16 protein-coding genes and 2 tRNA genes are annotated in these 21558 nt (G+C 66.3%); 3 read left to right on the top strand and 15 right to left on the bottom strand.

The window, feature by feature from the left end:
* Positions 1–5: 5 nt before the first annotated feature.
* The 15 genes from fusA to N2652_10915 all read right to left on the bottom strand — a co-directional run bounded on the left by fusA (position 6) and on the right by N2652_10915 (position 16025).
* A complete protein-coding gene (gene fusA / locus N2652_10985; GenBank protein MCX7819707.1) occupies positions 6–2144 on the bottom strand; it encodes an elongation factor G in 2139 nt (712 codons plus the stop codon).
* Between the two features lie 9 nt (positions 2145–2153).
* A complete protein-coding gene (gene rpsG, locus N2652_10980) occupies positions 2154–2627 on the bottom strand; it encodes a 30S ribosomal protein S7 (protein ID MCX7819706.1) in 474 nt (157 codons plus the stop codon).
* A 16-nt stretch (positions 2628–2643) separates the two neighbouring features.
* A complete protein-coding gene (gene rpsL / locus N2652_10975) occupies positions 2644–3033 on the bottom strand; it encodes a 30S ribosomal protein S12 (protein ID MCX7819705.1) in 390 nt (129 codons plus the stop codon).
* A gap of 58 nt (positions 3034–3091) precedes the next feature.
* The gene (gene rpoC, locus N2652_10970; protein ID MCX7819704.1) at positions 3092–7333 is read right to left on the bottom strand and encodes a DNA-directed RNA polymerase subunit beta'; all 4242 of its coding nucleotides are present in this window, start codon (positions 7331–7333) and stop codon (positions 3092–3094) included.
* A 34-nt stretch (positions 7334–7367) separates the two neighbouring features.
* The gene (gene rpoB, locus N2652_10965; protein ID MCX7819703.1) at positions 7368–11324 is read right to left on the bottom strand and encodes a DNA-directed RNA polymerase subunit beta; all 3957 of its coding nucleotides are present in this window, start codon (positions 11322–11324) and stop codon (positions 7368–7370) included.
* Between the two features lie 71 nt (positions 11325–11395).
* Positions 11396–11815 (bottom strand): 50S ribosomal protein L7/L12, encoded by a 420-nt coding sequence (gene rplL / locus N2652_10960; GenBank protein MCX7819702.1) that lies wholly within the window; start codon positions 11813–11815, stop codon positions 11396–11398.
* Positions 11816–11893: 78 nt separating this feature from the next.
* Complete coding sequence (rplJ, locus tag N2652_10955) at positions 11894–12442, bottom strand: 50S ribosomal protein L10 (GenBank protein MCX7819701.1); 549 nt, start codon at positions 12440–12442, stop codon at positions 11894–11896.
* Between the two features lie 13 nt (positions 12443–12455).
* Positions 12456–13148 carry a 50S ribosomal protein L1 gene (rplA, locus tag N2652_10950; GenBank protein MCX7819700.1) on the bottom strand — a complete coding sequence of 231 codons (693 nt, stop codon included), beginning with the start codon at positions 13146–13148 and terminating at the stop codon, positions 12456–12458.
* 1 nt (position 13149) lies between these two features.
* Positions 13150–13572 carry a 50S ribosomal protein L11 gene (gene rplK / locus N2652_10945; GenBank protein ID MCX7819699.1) on the bottom strand — a complete coding sequence of 141 codons (423 nt, stop codon included), beginning with the start codon at positions 13570–13572 and terminating at the stop codon, positions 13150–13152.
* Between the two features lie 22 nt (positions 13573–13594).
* Positions 13595–14143: a transcription termination/antitermination protein NusG gene (nusG, locus tag N2652_10940; protein MCX7819698.1), complete on the bottom strand. Its 549-nt coding sequence runs from the start codon at positions 14141–14143 to the stop codon at positions 13595–13597.
* Positions 14144–14158: 15 nt separating this feature from the next.
* Positions 14159–14365, bottom strand: coding sequence for a preprotein translocase subunit SecE (gene secE, locus N2652_10935; GenBank protein MCX7819697.1), 207 nt, complete (start codon positions 14363–14365; stop codon positions 14159–14161).
* Positions 14366–14390: 25 nt separating this feature from the next.
* Positions 14391–14466 (bottom strand) — tRNA-Trp (locus N2652_10930).
* Between the two features lie 19 nt (positions 14467–14485).
* Positions 14486–14638, bottom strand: coding sequence for a 50S ribosomal protein L33 (rpmG, locus tag N2652_10925; protein ID MCX7819696.1), 153 nt, complete (start codon positions 14636–14638; stop codon positions 14486–14488).
* Positions 14639–14662: 24 nt separating this feature from the next.
* Complete coding sequence (gene tuf, locus N2652_10920; GenBank protein MCX7819695.1) at positions 14663–15871, bottom strand: elongation factor Tu; 1209 nt, start codon at positions 15869–15871, stop codon at positions 14663–14665.
* A 78-nt stretch (positions 15872–15949) separates the two neighbouring features.
* A tRNA-Thr gene (locus N2652_10915) sits at positions 15950–16025 on the bottom strand.
* Positions 16026–17490: 1465 nt separating this feature from the next.
* Between N2652_10915 and N2652_10910 the strand changes: the two genes are divergently transcribed.
* The 3 genes from N2652_10910 (at position 17491) to N2652_10900 (ending at position 21371) form a co-directional block, all read left to right on the top strand.
* Complete coding sequence (locus tag N2652_10910; protein MCX7819694.1) at positions 17491–18690, top strand: cation:proton antiporter; 1200 nt, start codon at positions 17491–17493, stop codon at positions 18688–18690.
* Between the two features lie 104 nt (positions 18691–18794).
* Entirely contained in the window at positions 18795–20258 is a 1464-nt protein-coding gene (gene gnd, locus N2652_10905) for a decarboxylating NADP(+)-dependent phosphogluconate dehydrogenase (protein MCX7819693.1), read from the top strand.
* Positions 20259–20288: 30 nt separating this feature from the next.
* Positions 20289–21371 (top strand): PfkB family carbohydrate kinase, encoded by a 1083-nt coding sequence (locus tag N2652_10900; protein MCX7819692.1) that lies wholly within the window; start codon positions 20289–20291, stop codon positions 21369–21371.
* The last annotated feature ends 187 nt before the right edge of the window (positions 21372–21558 follow it).

Genomic DNA, 21558 nt, shown 5'->3' with positions numbered 1-21558 from the left:
CTCGCTTACCGCCGTATCATGGCATCCTGCTGCGCCGCCGGCACCCGCTCGAACCGCCGCGGCTCCATGCTGTGGGTGGCACGGCCGCGCGTGAGCGACCGCAGCGTCGTCGCATACCCGAACAGCTCGATCAATGGCGCCTCCGCACGAATGGTGGTCAGGCCCTCGCGCGCCTCCACCTGCCGCACGCGGCCGCGCCGCGCATTCAAATCGGCCAGCACGTCGCCGAGATGCGCATCGGGCGTAACGATCTCCAGCGCCATGATCGGCTCCAGCAACGCCGGCTCCGCGGCGGCCATCGCCTCGCGCACCGCCAGCATCGCCGCGGTCCGAAACGCGATCTCGGTCGTGTCCCCCTCCCGCCAGGCACCCCCCGTGATCCGCACCGCGGTGTCCACCACCGCATACCCCGCCAGCGGGCCGGTCGCCAGCGCATCCCGCACGCCCGACTCCACCGCACCGCGAAACATCTCCGGAATCTCGCGCTCGCCGGCCTCGACCGCAATCGTGTTCCCCTCGCCGCGCGCCCGCGGCGCCACTGCCGCCCGCACCCGCGCAAACTGCATCGCACCCGCAATTTCGCGGTGAAACTCATGCTCCGACTCCGCCGGCCGCGTCACCGTCTCCCGATACGACACCATCGGCCGGCCCGCGTTCGCGGGCACCTTGAACTCCCGCACAAGCCGCTCGCGCAACACCTCCAGGTGCAGCTCGCCCATCCCGCTGATCAGCGTCTGGCCGGTCTCCGGGTCGGTCGATACGCGGAAGGTCGGGTCCTCGTCCGCCAGCGCCGCCAGCGCCGCGTCCAGCGCTGCACGGTCCGCCTGCGACCGCGGCTCGATCGCCATCGAGACCACCGGCTCCGGAAACGCGATCGGCTCCAGCAGAATCGGATGCGATTCCGCACAAATCGTGTCCCCCGTCGCAAACGCGCGCAGCCCCGGTATGCCGCCGATGTCCCCCGCGCGCAGCTCCTCGATCTCCTCCCGCTGGTTCGCGTGTAGCCGCACGATCCGCGCCACCCGCTCGCGGCGCCGCAGCCGCGGGTGGTACACGTTCGTACCGCGATGCAGCACGCCCGAGTACACCCGCACGTACGCGAGCTTCCCGACAAACGAATCCGTCGCGATCTTGAACACCAGCGCCGCCAGCGGCTCCGTGTCGTCCGCGCGCCGCTGGATCTCCGCCCCCGTCTTCGGGTGATGACCGCGCACCGGCGGCACGTCCAGCGGCGACGGCAACAGGTCCACCACCGCGTCGAGCAGCGGTTGCACACCCCGGTTGCGCAGCGCGCTGCCGCACAGCACCGGCAGCAGGCGGCCCGCGATCGTCGCACGGCGCAGACCGGCCAGAATCACCTCCGGCGCGAGATCCGGATTTTCCAAATACAGCGCCAGCGTCGACTCGTCCGCCTCCGCGACCCTCTCGCAAAGCTCCGCGCGCGCCGCCTCCACCGTCTCGACGTACTCCGACGGCACCGGCGACTCCACTACCCGCGCGCCGAGCGCCGCCTCGTCGAACTCGAGCGCGCGCCGTCGTACCAGATCCAGCACCCCTCGAAACTCCTCCTCCGCCCCCCACGGCAGCTGCATCACCGCCGGCGCCGCCCCCAGCCGCTCCCGAAGGCTGCGCACCGCTGCCGCGAAATCCGCCCCCTTGCGATCCATCTTGTTCACAAACGCGAGGCACGGCACCCCGTACTGCCGCGCCTGCCGCCAGACCGTCTCCGACTGCGGCTGCACGCCCGCAACGCCGCAAAAAACGCCGATCGCCCCGTCCAGCACCCGCAGCGAGCGCTGGACCTCCGCCGTGAAATCCACATGGCCGGGTGTGTCGATCAGGTTGATCTGGCAGTCCCTCCAGCGCAACGTCGTCGCCGCACTCGTGATCGTGATGCCCCGCTCCTGCTCCTGGTCCATCCAGTCCATCACGGTGGTGCCGTCGTGCACCTCGCCCATCCGATGCACACGGCCCGAATAGAACAAAATCCGCTCCGACAGCGTCGTCTTGCCCGCATCAATGTGCGCGACGATGCCGATGTTCCGCACCCGCTCCAGCGGCCAGCGGCGCGCGGTGGCCGCGGGTGCGGCGTCCGGTGAGCCGGACGTCGGACGGGTGGGCATCGGTTCGAGCACGGCGGCCATCGGTCAGCATCACCAGCGATAGTGCGCAAACGCCTTGTTCGCCTGCGCCATCTTGTGCGTGTCGTCGCGCTTCTTGATCGCGGCGCCGGTGTTGTTGTAGGCGTCAAGAATCTCCAGCGCCAGCGCGCGCTCCATCGGCACGCCGCGCCGCGCGGACGCAAACTGCCGCAGCCAGCGCAACGCGAGCGCGAGCTGACGGCGCTCCGGCACCTCCACCGGCACCTGATACGTCGCCCCACCCACCCGGCGCGACTTCACCTCGAGCCGGGGCTTCACGTTCTCCACCGCACGCGCCAGCACCTCCAACGGCGACTGATCCGGCACCTTCTCGCGAAGCTGCGCGAGCGCGCCATAGACGATCCGCTGCGCGACCGATTTCTTGCCGCGCCGCATCACCGTCGTGATCAGGTGCGCGACCAGCTCGCTGTTGTACTGTGCGTCCGGCGTGACCGGCCGCGGTTCCGCTCTGCGACGTCGTGCCATGGTAGCTCGGGTCCCCTCAGCCCTTTGCGGCGGCGGCCTTCGGCCGCTTCGCTCCGTACTTCGACCGGCTGCGACGCCGGCTCTCCACGCCCAACGCGTCGAGCGTGCCACGGATGATGTGGTAGCGGACGCCCGGCAGGTCCTTCACCCGCCCGCCCCGCACCAGCACCATGCTGTGCTCCTGCAGATTGTGACCCTCGCCGGGAATGTACGCGGTCACCTCGTAACCGTTGGTGAGCCGCACCCGCGCAATCTTGCGCAGCGCGGAGTTCGGCTTCTTCGGCGTCATCGTCTTCACAACGAGACACACGCCGCGCCGCTGCGGGCATCCGGTCAGCGCCGGTGACTTGCTCTTGCGGCGGGGCCTCGGCCGCCCCGCCCGCACCAGTTGGTTGATCGTCGGCATCGCGTTCGATCCTCGGGGTAAACCTCTATTCTAACCGGCGCTCCCGCGCCGCGCAACGTCAGCTCTCCATGTCCTCCTCGGGAATCGCCGAGGCCAGCATCGCCGCGTCCGGCGCGGCGGTCTGCAGCCGGTCGCCCAGCAGGTCTTCCACCGCGATCGGCTCGGCCAGCGGCACCAGTTTGATGTTGCGATACATCGGGAAACCGGTCCCCGCCGGAATCAGATGGCCCAGAATCACGTTCTCCTTGAACCCGTGCAGGTAGTCGCGCCGGCCCAGCGTCGCCGCATCCGCCAAAACTCGCGTCGTGTCCTGGAACGACGCCGCCGAAATGAAGCTCTCCGTTTCCAGCGCCGCCTTCGTGATCCCCAGCAGCACCGGCTGCGCCTCCGCCGGCCGCTTGCCCTCCGCCACCGCGCGGCGGTTCACCTCCTGGAAACGGTACTTCTCGACCAGCTCGCTCCAGAGGAATTCGGTATCCCCGGGGTCGGTGATCCTCACCTTCCGCAACATCTGGCGGACGATGATCTCAATGTGCTTGTCGTTGATCTCTACCCCCTGCAGACGATAGACCTCCTGAATCTCATTCAGCAGGTACTCCTGCAGCTCCTTCGGCCCGCACACGTCCAGCACTTCCTGCGGAACGACCGGGCCCTCTGTGAGCTGCTGCCCCTTTTTCACCCGGTCGCCGCGAAACACGACGATGTGCTTGCCCAGCGGGATCAGATGCTCTTCCACATCCCCGGTCGTGGGATCGCGCACCAGCAGGCGGCGCCGCCCGCGAACCGTGCCGCCAAAGTCCACGATGCCGTCGATCTTCGCGATCTCGGCGGCGTCCTTCGGCTTGCGGGCCTCGAACAGCTCCGCCACACGCGGCAGACCGCCGGTGATGTCTTTCGTGCGGACCACCTTGCGCGGCGTCTTCGCCATCATCGCCCCCGCGTGCACCCGCTGGCCGTCCGCCACCGTCACATGCGCTCCGGCGGGGATCGCATAGCTGCCGAGCACCTCTCCGCCCGGCTCCGCGCGGATCAGGATCTGAGGATGCAGATCCTCCCGATGCTCCGTCACCACCGTCTCTTCCGCGCCGATCTCGTTCTTCTCGCGCCGGACGGTCACCCCCTCAATAAAGTCCCGAAACTCGACGACACCGCTGTGCTCAGACAGAATCGGCACACTGTACGGGTCCCACTTCACAATCTGCTGACCCTTCGTCACGGTGCCGCCGTCCGGCACACTGATCACCGCGCCGATCACCGGCGTGTGATGCTCCAGCTCGCGGCCGTCCGCGTCGTACACGATCAGCGCGCCGTTCTTGTTCAGCACCACGAACCGCGGCTGCTCTCGACCATCCACCAGCTCCACGGTCTGCACCGTGCGCAGATCCTGGTAGCGCAGGATCCCGTCATGCCGCGCAACGATCTGCGGTTGCTTGAACACCGAGCTCGCAGTCCCGCCGATGTGGAACGTCCGCATCGTGAGCTGCGTACCCGGCTCGCCGATCGACTGCGCCGCAATGATGCCCACCGCCTCCCCCAGCGCGACGGGACGGTTGGTCGCCGGGTTGCGGCCGTAGCACTTCGCACACACCCCGCGGACCGACTCGCACGTCAGCACGCTGCGGATGCGCACCCGCTCGAAGCCCGCCTGCACAATTCGGTTCGCAGCGCTCTCGTCAATTTCCTGTCCGGCCGCGACGATGAGCGCGCCCGTCTGCGGATCCCGGATGTCGTCCAGCGCGGTGCGGCCGTCAATGCGCTGCACCAGCGGCAGCCGCTCGTCCTCCCCTTCAATGATCGCGGCGACCTCGATTCCGTTCAGCGTTCCGCAGTCCTCCTCGACCACGATGATGTCGTGCGCGACGTCCACCAGCCGGCGCGTCAGATAGCCCGCGTCCGCGGTCTTCAGCGCGGTGTCCGCCAGCCCCTTGCGCGCGCCGTGCGTGCTGATGAAGTACTCCAGCACGCTCAACCCCTCGCGGAAGTTGGACAAAATCGGCCGCTCGATGATCTCACCGGAGGGCTTCGCCATCAGACCGCGCATGCCCGACAGCTGCCGGATCTGCTGCCGGCTGCCGCGCGCCCCGGAGTCCACCATGATGAACACCGGGTTGAGCTCCGATCGCCGCTCGCCGTCCTCCCCGATGTTCCGGTCGAGCGCGCTGTACATCACGTTCTCAACTTCCTGGTTCGCGTGCGTCCAAATATCGATGATCTTGTTGTACCGCTCGCCGTCGGTGATCACCCCGCGGTTGTACTGCGCCTGCACCTCCGCGATTTGACGGCGCGCTCGGGCCAGGATCTCCGCCTTCTCCTGCGGAATGATCATGTCCACCATGCCGATCGAAATGCCCGCCCGCGTCGCGAACTCGAACCCGAGCTGCTTCAGCCGGTCCAGCACCCGCACCGTCTCCTGGTGGCCGGCAAGCCGGTAACAGTGCCGGATCATGTCGCCGAGGTCCTTCTTCTTCACAACCGAATTCACGAACCCCAGCTCGGGCGGCCAGATCTCGTTGAAGAACACCCGTCCGACGGTCGTCACGATCACGTTCGCGTTCGGATCGCCATACACCACGCCCGACCGCCCCCGGCACGGGTTCCGCAGACGGATCCGGTCGTGGATCCGCACCGCCCCCTCGTCGTAGGCGGTGTGCACCTCGTCGGGACCCGTCATCAGCGGCAGGTGCTCGTCAGGTGCCGCACCGCCCTTCTGCCGCTGCCGGATCCGCTCCGCCTGAGAGTCGCTGGTCAAATAGTAACAGCCCAGTGCGATGTCCTGCGTCGGTGTCGTGATCGGGCGTCCGCTGGATGGCGAAAAGATGTTGTTCGGCGCCAGCATCAACAGCCGCGACTCCAGCTGCGCCTCGACCGACAGCGGCACGTGCACCGCCATCTGATCGCCGTCAAAGTCCGCGTTGTACGCGGTGCAGACCAGTGGATGAATCCGAATCGCCTCGCCCTCGATCAGCACCGGCTCGAACGACTGGATGCTCAACCGGTGCAGCGTCGGCGCGCGGTTCAACATCACGGTGTGGCCACGCGTCACCTCCTCGAGGATGTCCCACACTTCCGGCGCTTCGCGCTCGATCATCTTCTTTGCGCTGCGCACGGTGTGGACGATGCCGAGTTCTTTCAGCCGCCGAATGATGAAGGGCTCAAACAGCACCAGCGCCATCTTCTTCGGCAGGCCGCACTGGTTCATCTGCAAGTCCGGCCCCACCACGATCACCGCGCGCCCGGAATAGTCCACCCGCTTGCCCAACAGATTCTGGCGGAACCGACCTTGCTTGCCCCGCAGCATGTCCGATAGCGACTTCAACGGACGGTTGCCCGCACCGGTCACCGGGCGACCATGCCGGCCATTGTCGAACAGCGCGTCCACCGCCTCCTGCAGCATCCGCTTCTCATTGCGGATGATCACGTCGGGCGTCTTCAGCTGCAAAAGGTTTTTCAGCCGATTGTTCCGATTGATCACACGCCGGTACAGATCGTTCAGATCCGACGTCGCAAACCGCCCCCCCTCCAGCGGTACCAGTGGGCGCAGATCGGGCGGAATCACCGGCAACACTTCCAGCACCATCCATTCCGGCCTCGATCCGCTGCGCAAAAAGCCCTCCAGCAGCTTGATCCGCTTGGTCAGCTTCTTGCGCGTCGGCTTGCTGCGGGTGGTCTCCATTTCCTCCGTCAGCAGCGCGATCTCCTTTTCCAGATCCACCTGCTTCAGCAGATCGCGAATCGCCTCCGCGCCCATCAGCGCACGGAACGTCCCCTCCCCGTACGCATCGATCGCTTCTCGATACTCTCGCTCGGTGAGCAGCTGCTTCGGCCGCAGCGCGGTGTCGCCAGGATCAACGACAATGTAGTCTTCGTAGTACAGCACCCGCTCGAGCTGGTTCCCCGTAAGGTCCAGCACCAGCCCCATCCGGCTCGGCGTGCACTTGTAAAACCAAATGTGCGAGACCGGCACGGCCAGCTCAATGTGCCCCATCCGCTCGCGGCGCACGCGGGACTCCGTCACCTCGACCAGGCAACGGTCGCACACCACGCCCTTGTGCTTCACCCGCTTGTACTTGCCGCAGGCACACTCCCAGTCCTTCGTGGGCCCGAAAATCCGCTCGCAGAACAACCCGCCCTTCTCCGGCTTGAAGGTCCGGTAGTTGATCGTCTCCGGATTTTTGACTTCGCCCTTGCTCCAGGAACGGATGGTCTCCGGCGAGGCCAGCGTGATGCTGACCGAGTCGAAGTCGCTCTCGGGGGCCAACCCCAGAGCCTGCTGAACGACGCTGGTCAACGAATCGGCCATGGTGTCTTCCGTCCTAAACCGGGGTTCGCGCCGCTCATCCCTTGCCGGTGCGGTGCACCTTGATGTCCAGCCCGAGACTCTGCAGCTCCTTCATCAGCACGTTGAACGACTCCGGAGTGCCCGCCTCGAGCACGTTGTCACCCTTCACAATCGCCTCGTAGATCGCAGTCCGACCGCGGATGTCATCGCTCTTCACGGTCAGCAGCTCCTGCAGCGAATAGGCGGCGCCGTAGGCCTCCATCGCCCATACCTCCATCTCACCAAAACGCTGACCGCCATACTGCGCCTTCCCACCCAGCGGTTGTTGCGTCACCAACGAGTACGGCCCGACCGCTCGCGCATGGATCTTGTCAGTGGCCAGATGATGCAGCTTCATCATGTAGATCACACCCACCACCACCCGCTGCTCGAACGGTTCGCCCGTCCCGCCGTCGTACAGCACCGCCTTGCCATCCATGCCCACCGGCGAACCGCGCTTCCGCGCCTCCGCGAGCAACGCGTGAATGTTCGGCTCCGGCGCACCGTCGAACACCGGCGACGCGAACCGCACGCCGTCCGCATACGACTCGGCCAGCTCGCGGATCTCCGCATCGCTGGCGCCCGCAATCTCCGACTGACGCCCCGCGGCGCCATAAATGCGCTCCAGACACTTTCGCAGCTCCGCGGTCGCCGCACCGGTGCGCACCATTCGCCCCAGCTCGTAGCCGAGATACCGCGCCGCCCACCCGAGGTGCGTCTCCAACACTTGACCGACGTTCATCCGCGACGGCACCCCCAGCGGATTCAACACAATATCCACCGGTGTGCCGTCCTCCAGGAACGGCATGTCCTCCTCGGGCACGATCTTCGCAATCACGCCTTTGTTGCCGTGCCGGCCGGCCATCTTGTCGCCAACGCTGATCTTTTTCTTCGTCGCGACGTATACCTTCACTTGCTTGATGATGCCCGGATCGTACTCGTCGCCGCTCTCCACGCGGTCCAGCGCGCTGGCCTCCTCCACGTCCAAATCCGAAAATCGGCGGTTGTATTCGGCCAAAATCGCCTGAATCTTCGCCTGGACCGGCCCCGCATCCATCTCGACGTGCTCGCGGGCGGCCGCGAGCTTCCGCAGCAGCGTCTTCGTGATCTTGCGGTTCGCGGGAATGATCGTCTCGCCGTTCTCGAGATTCACCACGTCGACCGGAATCTTCTCGCCCAGGAGAATGTTCGCGAGCGACTCGATGCAGCTCTCCTGAAGCTTCTGACGCTTCTCCCGGAACTCGTCCTGCAGCTGCTTGATCTGCTGACGGCGCTCCCGGCTGCTCAGCTTCGTGCGCTTCACCGCATTGCGCGCGGACACCTTCACATCCATCACGATCCCCCAGGTGCCGCTCGGCACCCGCAACGAGGTGTCCCGCACGTCCGCCGCCTTCTCCCCAAAAATCGCCCGCAGCAGCCGCTCCTCCGGCGCCAGCTCCGTTTCAGTCTTCGGCGTCACCTTGCCAACCAGGATGTCCCCCGGTTTCACTTCCGCGCCGATCCGCACCACCCCGCCGTGCGTGAGGTTCTTCAGCGCCTCCTCGCCCACGTTCGGGATGTCGCGCGTGATCTCCTCGGGCCCCAGCTTCGTGTCACGCGCACCACACTCAAACTCCTCGATGTGGATCGAGGTGTAAACGTCGTCTCGCACCAGCCGTTCGCTGATGACAATCGCGTCCTCGAAGTTGTAGCCGTGCCACGGCATGAATGCGACCAGCACGTTGCGACCCAGCGCAAGCTCTCCGCTCGAGGTCGATGGGCCATCCGCCAGCACGTCCCCGCGCCGGACTCTCTGACCGACGCGCACCACCGGCCGCTGGTTGAAACACGTACCAGCGTTCGTGCGCATGAACTTGCGCAGCTCGTAGATCTGAACCTCCGGGCCGTCCTTCAGATGCCGCTTGTCCGGCAGCCGTCCGTCGGGCGTCACGATGATCCGGCTCGCCGACACGTACGCGACCCGTCCCGGTTCGCGCGCCAGCACCAGCACCCGTGAGTCCCGCGCAATCCGTTCCTCGTTGCCGGTCGCCACCAGCGCGCTCTCCGCGCGCAGCAGCGGCACCGCCTGGCGCTGCATGTTCGAACCCATCAGCGCCCGGTTCGCATCGTCGTGCTCCAGGAACGGAATCAACGCGGCGGCAACGCTCACCACCTGCCGCGGCGACACGTCCATGTACTGCACCGCCTCGCGCGGCACCTCCTTGAACTCGCCGCCCTTTCGAACCATCACCAGCTCGCTCGCGAGGCGGCCCCGCTCGTCCAGCGGCGCGTTCGCCTGCGCGATGATGAACTTCTCCTCCTCGTCGGCGGTCAGATAATCGACCTCGTCCAGCACACGACCGTTCTGCACCCGCCGGTACGGACTCTCGATGAAGCCGTACGCGTTCACCCGCGCATACATGCTCATCGAGGAGATCAGCCCGATGTTCGGCCCCTCCGGTGTCTCGATCGGGCAAATCCGGCCATAGTGGCTGGAGTGCACGTCGCGCACTTCGAAGCCCGCCCGTTCCCGGTTCAGACCTCCCGGTCCCAGCGCGCTCAGCCGCCGCTTGTGCGCCAGCTCGGAGAGCGGATTCGTCTGATCCATGAACTGGCTGAGCTGGCTCCGCCCGAAGAAATCGCGGATGACCGTCGAGAGCGCTTTCGGATTGATCAGCTTCTGCGGTGTCGGCTTCTCCACCGCGAGGTCCACCATCGACATCCGCTCCCGCGCCAGCCGCTCCAGCCGCGCCAACCCCACGCGACACTGGCTCTCCAACAGTTCACCGACCGTCCGCACGCGCCGGCTGCCCAGGTGATCGATGTCGTCCACCGTGCCCTCGCCGCGACGCAGATTGATGAGGTAGCGAATCCCCTCGATGATGTCTTCCTTGCAGAGAATCACGCAGTCGTCCGCCCCTACGTGCGCACCGAGCTTCTGGTGGATCTTGTATCGACCGACACGCGTGATGTTGTAGCGGTTCTCATCGAAAAACAGCCGCTTCAGCAACTGCCGCGCATTCGACAGCGTCGGCGGATCGCCGGGACGAAGCTTCGTGTAGATGTCTTTCAGCGCATCCTCCGCGGTACGGTTCTGCGCATCGCGACGCACATTGGCAAGGAACACCCCCTCGTCCCAGCGGATGTTCACCACCTGCGCCTCCCGATGGCCGGCCGCCTGCATCTGCCGGGCGAGGTCCGGCGTGAGCGGATCGTAGGCGCGCGCCAGAATCACCTGATTGTCCGGATCCAGCACGTCGTGCAGCAGCACCCGGTGCGCAAGGTCGGACGCGCGGTCGAGCCGCAGTGTCTCAATCGGATAGAACAGCCGCAACAGCTCCTCGTCCGTGCCGCGGCCGGCGTTCTCGCCATCGCCGCGGTCGCCCATGCCGATCAGCGCGCGCAGGAACGTCACCGCGAGGAACTTCCGCCGCCGCCGACGACTGTCCATGTAGACGTGCAGAATGTCGGACGTGTCGAACTGCACCTCGAGCCAGGAGCCACGGTCCGGAATCACCCGGAATGAGAACAGCGTCGAGCCGTTCGGATGGTCTTCACTCTCGAAGCAAATGCCCGGCGAGCGGTGCAGCTGACTGACCACCACCCGCTCCGCGCCGTTGATGATGAAGGTGCCCTGCTCCGTCATCAGCGGCACCTCGCCCATGAACACCTCCTCCTCGCGGACCTCTTTCGGGTCCTTCAGGCGGAAGGTCACGTAGAGCGGCGCGGTGTACGATTGCCCCTCGCGCAGGCACTCCACGGGCCCCATCTTCGGTTCCCGAATGTCGTACTTCACGAAGTCGAGCACGCACTGCCCGTCGTAGCTCTCGATCGGGAAGACCTCGCGAAACACCGCCTGCAGCCCCACCCGCCGACGTTTCGCGGGCGGCACGTCCCGCTGCAGAAACTCGCGGTACGACTCCGTCTGGACCTCGATCAGGTCCGGCGGAGCGATGACATCTTTCAGTTTTCCGAAGTTGATGCGCCTGGCCATTCCACGTCCTCAGTCGCGAACGCCTCCGATCCGCCCGGTTCCGTCCGGGCCCACCGCGCACCCCGCGCGAATCACTTGATTTCCACCTTCGCGCCCGCCGCCTCCAGCTTCGCCTTCATCTCTTCCGCGTCTTTCTTCGAAACACCCTCTTTGATCGTCTTCGGCGCGCCGTCCACCAGGTCCTTCGCCTCCTTCAGGCCCAGGTTCGTCAGCGCCCGCAGCTCCTTGATCACCGCGATCTTGTTCGCGCCCGCCGAAGCGAGCACCACCGTGAACTCCGTCTTCTCCTCGGCCGGCGCGGCCGCCGCACCACCGGCCGCCGGCGCAGCCGCCACCGCCACCGGCGCCGCCGCAGACACGCCGAAGCGCGCCTCCAGCGCTTTCACAAGCCGGGACAGTTCCAGTACGTTCAGCGTCTCCAGCCACGCAACGAACTCGGCCGCCTTGCCCTCCAACTGGGGCTGCTCCACCGTCTGTGTCGTCTCGCTCATCGCTCGTTTCCTCGTTCCTCGTTGGTTCTGTCTCTGTCGGCGGGCGGACCACCCGCCCGAAATCCTCCGGCCGCGCGATCAGCTAGCCTTGCGATCCGCAATCGCTTGCAGAACCCGCACAATGCCGGCCGTCGTCTCGCGCAGCACCGTCACCAGTCCTCTCACCGGCGCCGCCAACACACCGGCCAGCATGCCGAGCATCACCGGCCGCGGCGGCAAATTCGCAATCTCCGCCAGCTCCGCCGGACCCAGCACCTGGCCGCCGATCGCGCCCAACTTCAACACGTTCTCCAGCTTCAGTTCCCGCTGATACTGCACCAGCACCCGAGCAACCTCGGCGACATCCCCGCTGCCCACCACCATCGCGGTCGGACCGCGCAACGCACGCTCCAGCTTCGCGGCCCGGTCACCGATCGCCGCCCGAAAAATTCGGTTCGGCACCACCTGCATCCGCGCGCCCGCCGTGCGCAACCGTCCGCGCAGATCGGCGCTTCGCCCCGAATCCAACCCCGACGGGTTCACCAAAATCACGTACGCGGAGCCGTCCACCTTGCGGCGGATCTCATCGGCGATCGCCAGCTTCTCCGGCCGTATTCGCCGCGCTGCCCTCATCGCTGTCGCGCTCATGCCCACCTCGCGCTCACACGCTGTCCCGTACGTTCACGTGCAGACCCGGGCCCATCGTCGAACTCACCGTGCACCGCCGGATGTACACGCCCTTCGCGGATGGCGGCCGCGCCGCCCGAATCGCATCAATGACCGCCTGGCAGTTCTCCACCAGCGCCTGCGTCGGAAACGACCGCTTCCCGAACGGCACGATCACGTTGCCCGTCTTGTCCATCCGAAACTCCACGCGGCCGGCCAGGCACTGCCGCACCGCGGTCGCCGTGTCGTTCGTGACGGTGCCCGTCTTTGGGTTCGGCATCAGCCCGCGCGGCCCGAGCACCTTGCCAAGCTTCCGGACCTCCTTCATCGCGTCCGGCGTCGCAATCGCCACATCGAACTCCGTCCAGCCGCCCAGCACCCGCTCGACCAGATCCTGCAATCCCACCACATCCGCACCCGCCGCCCGCGCCGCATCCGCCGCCGGGCCGTCCGCAAACACCGCCACTCGAACTTTCTTGCCCGTGCCGTGCGGCAGCACCACGGTGCCGCGGAGCGTCTGATCCGACTTGCTGGGGTCCAGCCCCATCCGGAACGCCACCTCCATCGTCTCATCGAACGACGCGGTCGGATGATCCTTCAGAAACTGGATCGCCTCGGCCAGCTCATAGGTCTTCGTCCGGTCCACCAGCTTCGCCACCGACGCATACCGCTTGCCGTGCCGCGCCATGTCACACCACCTCGATGCCCATGCTGCGGGCCGTTCCCTCAATCATCTTCACCGCTTGCGCCAGGTCCGCCGCATTCAGATCCTTCGCCTTCGCTCGCGCGATCTCCTCCACCTGCGCCCGCGTCACCCGGCCCACCTTCTCCCGATTCGGCGCGCCGGACCCCTTCGCAATCCCCGCCGCCCGCTTCAACAGCACCGACGCGGGCGGACTCTTCGTCACAAACGTGAACGATTTGTCCTGGTAAACCGTGATCACCACCGGGATCACCAGCCCCGCCTGCGCCGCGGTCGCCGCGTTGAACTGCTTGCAGAACTCCATGATGTTGACGCCCTGCTGGCCCAGCGCGGGGCCGACGGGCGGCGCCGGATTCGCCTGGCCGGCCGGAATCTGCAGCCGGATCACACCTGTGACTTTTTTCGCCATAGCTCTCCCGCCCCGGGCTGGCTCACGCCCGCTCCACCTGCGAATACTCCAGCTCCACCGGCGTCGCGCGGCCAAAGATCGAAACCGACACCTTCAGCTTGCCGTGCGCCGGATCCACCTCCTCCACCACCCCCGTAAAATTCTGAAACGGCCCCTCGGTGATCGTCACCGACTCACCCGGCTCAAAGGTCACCCGCGGCCGCACCTTGTCCTTCTTCTCCTCCACCTGCGACAGGATCCGTTCCACTTCCTCCGGCCGCAGCGGCACTGGCCGGTCACCGCCAATGAACCGGATCACCCCCTGCGTCTCCTGAATGAACCGCCAGCTCCGCTCGATCAGCCGGTCCTCCTCGTCATACAGCGCCATCTCGATCAACACGTAACCCGGAAAAAACTTCTTCACCGTGGTCGTGCGCCGCGAGCCCCTCGCCTCGGCGACACGCTCGGTCGGCACCAACACCGTCCCGATCAGATCCCCCATTTCCTCGATCTTCGCGCGCCGCTCAATGCTCTCCTTCACCCGGTTCTCCTGCCCCGACAGCGTGTGCAACACGAACCACTGCTTCTTCATCCACCCCCACCTCCGTCAGCGCGGCAGGATCGCCTGCAGCACGAGCACCACCAGGCCGTCGCTCACCGCGACAAAGGCGGCCAGCAACACCACCGAAACGATCACAACCACCGTGGACTCGAACAGCTCCGTCCGCGACGGCCACGAGCACTTCCGAAGCTCCGCGTGCACGTCGGCCAGAAAGCCGCGTGAGCGACCGATCAGTGCCCGGATCTTCTCCATGCCGCCCGTGCTCTCCGATCACCGATGGCAGGCCAGGAGGGACTTGAACCCCCAACAACCGGTTTTGGAGACCGGTGCTCTGCCAATTGAGCTACTGGCCTGCCTGCCAAATCCCGCCCGTCACTTCGTCTCGCGATGCAGAGTGTGCCGCCGCTCCGCCGGACAGTACTTCCGCAGCTCCAGCCGCTCGGTCTGCGCTTTCTTGTTCCGCGTCGTCGTGTAGTTGCGCCGCTTGCACTCCGTGCACGCGAGCGTGATGATCTCCCTCGGCATCGCCGCGAGCCTCCACCCACCGCACTACTCGACGATCTCCGTCACGCGCCCCGCGCCGACCGTCCGGCCGCCCTCGCGGATCGCGAACCGCATGAACTTCTCCATCGCAATCGGCGTGATCAGCCTCACATCCATGCTCACATTGTCGCCCGGCATCACCATCTCCACCCCCTCCGGCAGCGCAATGTCGCCGGTCACGTCGGTCGTGCGGAAGTAGAACTGCGGCCGGTAGCCCTTGAAGAACGGCGTGTGCCGCCCGCCCTCGTCCTTCGAAAGCACGTACACCTCCGCCTTGAACCGCGTGTGCGGCGTGATCGTGCCCGGCTTCGCGAGCACCTGCCCGCGCTCCACGTCCTCCTTCTTCGTGCCGCGCAGCAGACAACCGATGTTGTCCCCCGCCTGCCCCTGATCCAGCAGCTTCCGGAACATCTCCACGCCGGTGACGGTCGTCTTCTGCGTGTCCCGCAGACCGACAATCTCCACTTCGTCACCCACCTTGATCACGCCACGCTCGACGCGCCCCGTCACCACCGTCCCTCGGCCCTCAATCGAGAACACATCCTCGATCGGCATCAGGAACGGCTGGTCAATCGGACGCTCCGGCTCCTCGATGAAGTTGTCCAACGCCTCCATCAGCTCCTGGATGCACTTCGCATCCGGGTGGTCCGGCGACGGCGCCTGCAGCGCCTTCAGCGCCGAACCGCGAATGATCGGCGTCTTGTCACCCGGAAACTCGTACTTCGTCAGAAGATCCCGGATCTCCATCTCGACCAGATCGAGCAGCTCCGGATCGTCCACCGTGTCCACCTTGTTCAAAAACACCACAATCGACGGCACCCCCACCTGCCGCGCCAGCAGGATGTGCTCGCGCGTCTGCGGCATCGGACCGTCCGACGCACTGACCACCAGAATCGCACCGTCCATCTGCGCGGCGCCGGTGATCATGTTCTTCACATAGTCCGCGTGGCCCGGACAGTCCACGTGCGCGTAGTGCCGCTTCTCGGACTCGTACTCCACGTGCGCGGTCGCGATCGTCAAAATCTTCGTCGCATCGCGCCGGCCGTGCGCCTCCGACGCCTTCGCAACCTGGTCGTAGGTCACGAACGTCGCCAGCCCCTTCGCCGCCTGCACCTTCGTGATCGCGGAGGTCAGCGTGGTCTTTCCGTGGTCGACGTGGCCAATGGTCCCCACGTTCACGTGCGGCTTCGTCCGTTCAAATTTTTCCTTCGCCATGGTCCTGTCTCCTTCGCCGCGCCTTTCGGCGCTGTTCTCGATCGATCCTCACCCATCCTCGCCCGTCCCGGCCCGGCATGGAGCCCACGAGCGGGATTGAACCGCCGACCTCGTCCTTACCAAGGACGCGCTCTACCGACTGAGCTACATGGGCATCCTCTGTCCACGCCGTTCAGCCGCCGCCCCGTCGCGCCGACCCGCGACACAACACCCCCGCGCTCTCGCACGAATGCGCGCTGTCCGCCGGCTCGACCCGATCGTTCGAACGGAAGCGAACCGACAGCATATCAAATTTTGTCCCTGCGTCAACACCCGACAAACCAGCCACACCACGCTCGCCCATCCACGACCGCGCAGTGACCCGATGGGCGGTCACCGCCGCGACGCAGCACCCCTACACAATCGCCCTCGCTGAGCGCCTTGCGGCTCGGGACGCCGTCTGACCGTGGTCCACCACGCGCCGACCCGAATGCTGACTCCGCTGGGCTCGGCGCGCCGCGCGCCTCGCCGCAAATACATCGGCTCAGCCGGAAAAGAATCGGCCGGGCATCGCGCGACTGAGTCACACGCCCTGCCGCCCGTAGGTCAACCCGATGGTCCGCCCGCCATCCACACCTAGGCCGTTTTGTACGGCGGGGCTCGCTCCCCCAAGCTGATCGGGACCGCACCGCGCACTCGGTCCTTCCGGGCTCTTCCGTGCCGCTCGAAACGGTTTTGCCGTTGTGAATCCCGCCTCGGAACGGAGGCTCCCCCACACGCCCCGACGGCCCCCACCGCACCCCGGACGCAGAACTCCTACGGCCGTTTCCGCCGCACCACAGCGACGGTACGCGACCTGCGGTCTGCCGAGGTCGCAGACCCTCGGCGCTCATCCAGCGCGCCTCGGTGAGGAGCCGGTCTGCGGTGGTCGCGTCTCCGTTTCGCCCCCGCCGCCGTGTTCCGCGTTGTGCCACATGGCGACGCGTGAGAGTCTCACCTGCGGCTCATTCTTCCATCGCAGAGGCATATGGCCCGGAATCACCGCGAGCCCGACTTTGCCCTGAATCTCGTGCCCCGCCGTGGCGATGTGACCGGAGATGGCCGCCCTCGAGTGGACACACGGATGTGTCGCGGGCAGCGCCATGCCGCCAACTTCCGCCGAAGACCTGCGGGGCGCAGGTGGCCACGGAGCCGAAGATCCCCCTCCCCAACTCGGTGGGCGAATCCGCCGGCACAGTGAGCCACGGCCGCGGCTCGGAAACGAGCCGCTGCTGGTGTACACTGAGGGATTCGTCGCCCAGCCGGAGGAGAAGCCGCCGGCTGATGCGACCGCGACGCTGGTCCCGCGAGACCGAGGAAACTGCGAACCGTGAATCGCAAGCATCAGCGTGGATCGCTGCAGCAGCGTGTGAACGCAAAAGTGCGTTGCGCCGGCTCGTCGCCCAGCCCGCCGCAGGCAGGCACGCCGACGGCGGCGCGCGACGCTGGAGAGCCCGCCGAGCTCGAATCCTGCGGCGAACGCACGCGCGCGATGGGCCACCGATTCTTGCCGGCCGAGGCGGCGACAACGTTCGGCCGGCGGCAAATCGCGCCCCAACGGTGAGGAGCGGACACCGCTGATCCGGAAAAGGAGCACCGCAATGGAAACCCTGTTTGCGCATGCGGCAGTCTGGCTGGGGCTGGCGCTGGTCGCCGCAGTGCTCGCACATCACCTCAGAGTGTCGATCGCGCTGATGGAGATCTGTGTGGGCGTTGTCGCCGCCGCGTTGACCACATGGATCGCGGGCGCCGGCGCGATTCGGAATCAGGAGGAGTGGCTGAAGTTCATTGCGGCGTCCGGATCGGTCCTGCTCACATTCCTGGCCGGCGCGGAGCTGGACCCCGCCGTGATGCGCACGAAGCTGCGCGAGGTTTGGGTGGTGGGCCTCGTTGGGTTCATGGCGCCGTTCCTCGGATGCGCGGCGATCGCGCGGTGGGTGCTGGGCTGGGACCCTCGGGCGAGCTGGCTGGCCGGCATCGCGCTGTCGACCACGTCGATGGCCGTCGTCTACGCGGTGATGCTGGAGACCGGCCTGAACCGCACCGAGTTCGGCAAGGGCATCCTCGGGGCATGTTTCATCAACGATCTCGGCACTGTGATCGCGCTCGGCGTGATTTTTGCGCCGTTCACCGTTCGCACCGTGGTGTTCATCGTCGCCAGCGCAGTGGCCTTCGTCGCGCTGCCGCCGCTCTCCCGGGAGATCACGCGTCGCTACGGCTTCCGGACCGCGGCCATTCGCACCAAGTGGATCACCTTCGTGCTCTTTGCGCTCGGCGCGCTGGCGCTGTGGTCTGGCAGCGAGGCGGTGCTGCCCGCCTACATCGCCGGCATGGTTCTGGCCGAGTTCGCCGACGCCGACGCCCACTTCATGCGTCGCCTCCGAACGCTGACGGTGGGCTTCCTCACCCCCTTCTACTTCCTGCGCGCCGGCTCCCTGGTGTCGGTACCGGCGCTGGCGGCAGCGCCGCTGGTGCTGCTCGCGCTGCTCGTTGGCAAGGTCGCATCGAAAATCTTCGGCCTGTACGGTGTCATTGCGCGGTTCCGACGTGACCGCGGCGAGCGATGGTACTACACGCTGTTGATGTCCACCGGACTGACCTTTGGCACCATCTCCGCACTGTACGGCTATTCGCACGGTATCGTGTCGCAATCGCAGTACTCGCTGCTCGTCGGTGCGGTGATCGCCAGCGCGGTGGTCCCAACGCTGATCGCAAACGCAGCGTTTCTCCCCCGGCATCTCCTGCCCTCCCCGCTGCCAACAGTCGAGCCGAAACCCGAAGAGGACGCCGCCGACGAATGACGCCAACCGACCGCTGCCGCTCCGGATCGCCGTTGACAACGTCACCACCCTCGGTACCCTAGCGCGCGGTCTCACGACTTCGATCTCAGAAAGGACCTCGGCAGATGAACCAGAACCAAAAGGCGGATATCGCGATGATTGGGCTGGCCGTGATGGGCGAAAACCTCGTGCTCAACATGGTCAACCACGGTTTCACCGTTGCGGTCTACAACCGCACCACGAGCAAGGTCACTGACTTCGTGAACGGCCGCGCGAAGGGGCTGAGCGTGATCGGCTGCATGTCGCCGCAGGAGCTCGTCGCATCCCTGAAACGGCCACGCAAGATCATGATGCTGGTGAAGGCCGGCAAGGCGGTGGACGATCTCATTGAACAGCTAATCCCGCTGCTCGAACCGGGCGATATCCTGATTGACGGCGGCAACTCGCACTTCCCGGATACCATCCGCCGCACGCAGTACGTCGAAAGCAAGGGGCTGTTGTACATCGGCACTGGCGTCTCCGGCGGCGAGGAGGGTGCGCTCCGTGGCCCCTCGATGATGCCCGGTGGCTCCCCCGCCGCCTGGCCGCATGTGAAGGACATCTTCCAGGCGATCTGCGCGAAAACCCCCGATGGCGAGCCCTGCTGTGACTGGATGGGGGAAAACGGCGCCGGCCACTTCGTGAAGATGGTCCACAACGGCATCGAGTACGGCGACATGCAGATGATCTGCGAAACGTACCACATGATGCGCGATGGTCTGCGCATGTCGAACGAGGAGATGCACAAGGTCTTTGCGGAATGGTACGAGGGCGAACTGAACTCGTACCTCATCGAAATCACCCGCGACATCCTGGCCTACCGCGACGAGAACGGCCAGGCCACGCTCGACCTCATCCTCGATGCGGCGGGCCAAAAGGGCACCGGGAAATGGACCGTGCTGGCCGCGCTGGACACCGGCCAGCCGCTCACGCTGATCGCCGAGGCGGTCTTTGCGCGCTGCCTCTCCGCGCTGAAAGAGGAACGCGTGGAGGCGTCAAAGGTGCTGCGCGGCCCTCGGGCCACACTGCCAAAGCGGGGTCGTGCCGCGATTCTCAACGACCTCCGCCAGGCGCTGTACGCCTCGAAGATCGTCTCCTATGCGCAGGGTTACCAGCTGATGCGCGCCGCCGCGAAGGAGTACAACTGGAACCTCAACTACGGCGGCATCGCACTGGTTTGGCGGGGCGGCTGCATCATCCGGTCGGTGTTCCTCGGCGAGATCAAAAAGGCGTTCGACCGCAACCCGAACCTCGTCAATCTCCTCCTGGACCCCTTCTTCCGCGAGGCGGTCACCCGCGGACTGCCCGCCTGGCGCCGCACCGTGACGCTGGGCATCCGGCTCGGCATCCCGATGCCGGCAATGTCCTCCGCGCTCGCGTTCTACGACGGCTATCGCACCGCACGGCTGCCCGCGAACCTGCTGCAGGCTCAGCGCGACTACTTCGGCGCCCACACCTACGAGCGGGTGGACCGGCCCCGCGGCGAGTTCTTCCACACCAATTGGACCGGCCGCGGCGGCACCACCTCGGCCAGCACCTACACCGTCTGAGTACCCAACCCGTTCCACGGAGGACCTCCCATGGCCAGTGAACTGAAAATTCCCGCCGGCGGCGCGATCGATTTGCTCTCGCTCGGCGCGCTCGTCCATCGGCTGGACCCGGACATCGTCCCGTTCCGCAAGGCCACCGTCTGCCGGATCCACGTCAGCGGTGGCGAGTACAACGTCGCCGCCAATCTGTCCGACTGCTTCGGCCTGCGCACCGCGATTGCCACCGCGATGGTGCGCTATCCGGTCGGCGACCTGATCGCGGAGCGCGTCCGCGCGATGGGCGTCCGCGGCATCTACAAGTACTTCGACCACGACGGTGTCCGCGGACCGAACATGGCGACCGTCTACAGCGATCGAGGATTCGGTGTGCGGCCTCCCGTAGTGTTCTACAACCGGTGCAATGAGGCCGCCGCGCTGCTGAAACCGGACGACTTCGACTGGCCGGCGATCTTCGGCGAGGGTGTCCGCTGGTTCCACAGCGGCGGGATTTTCGCGTCACTGTCGCCCAGCACCGCCGAAACCGTGATCGCCGCGATGAAGGCCGCCAAGGCGGCGGGCGCGGTGACGTCGTTCGATCTGAACTACCGTGCGAAGCTGTGGAAGGTGTCCGGGGGGGAGAGCCGCGCGGTGGAAACACTGCGGCGCATCGTCGAACATGTGGACGTACTGGTGGGCAACGAGGAGGACCTGCAGAAGGGCCTCGGGTTGAAAGGGCCCGAGGTGGCCGCCGCCTCGAAGCTTGATCCGAGCGCATTCGTGGCGATGATGCAGACGGTGGTGGAACGTTTCCCCAATGTAAAGGTGGTCGCCACCACGCTGCGGGAAGTGCTCAGCTCTAACCGCCACAACTGGAGCGCGGTCGCCTGGATCAACGGAGAGGTGATCCAGGCCCCCACTTGCCAGCTCGACGTGTACGACCGGGTCGGCGGGGGCGACGGCTTCGCGGCCGGTTTCTTCTATGGCCTGCTCACCGGCCGTCCGGCCGCAGAAGCGGTTCGTCTGGGCTGGGCGCACGGTGCACTGCTGACCACCTTCCCGGGCGACACAACCATGGCGACGCTCGCCGACGTGGAGGCGTTCGCAAAAGGCGGCTCCGCCCGGATCCAGCGCTGAGCCTCCGCCACGGTTGCGGCGCGCTCACGACGGGCGGACACGGCCGCCGGGGGCGTCGTCCTCCCGCGAGGACATCACAGCGGGGCCGCCGAGGGCGCGGGACCGCATCGCGACACCGTCGCGCGATCGAAGAGCACCGTCGCAATGGCTCCTCGAGCCGTCGCCGGGTGCCTCGTCACCCACTTCC

It is taken from the genome of Kiritimatiellia bacterium (assembly GCA_026417735.1).
Classification (GTDB): domain Bacteria; phylum Verrucomicrobiota; class Kiritimatiellia; order PWTM01; family PWTM01; genus CAACVY01.
Note: the sequence above shows the minus strand (reverse complement) of the source record. Positions and strands in the feature narration are given on the sequence as shown.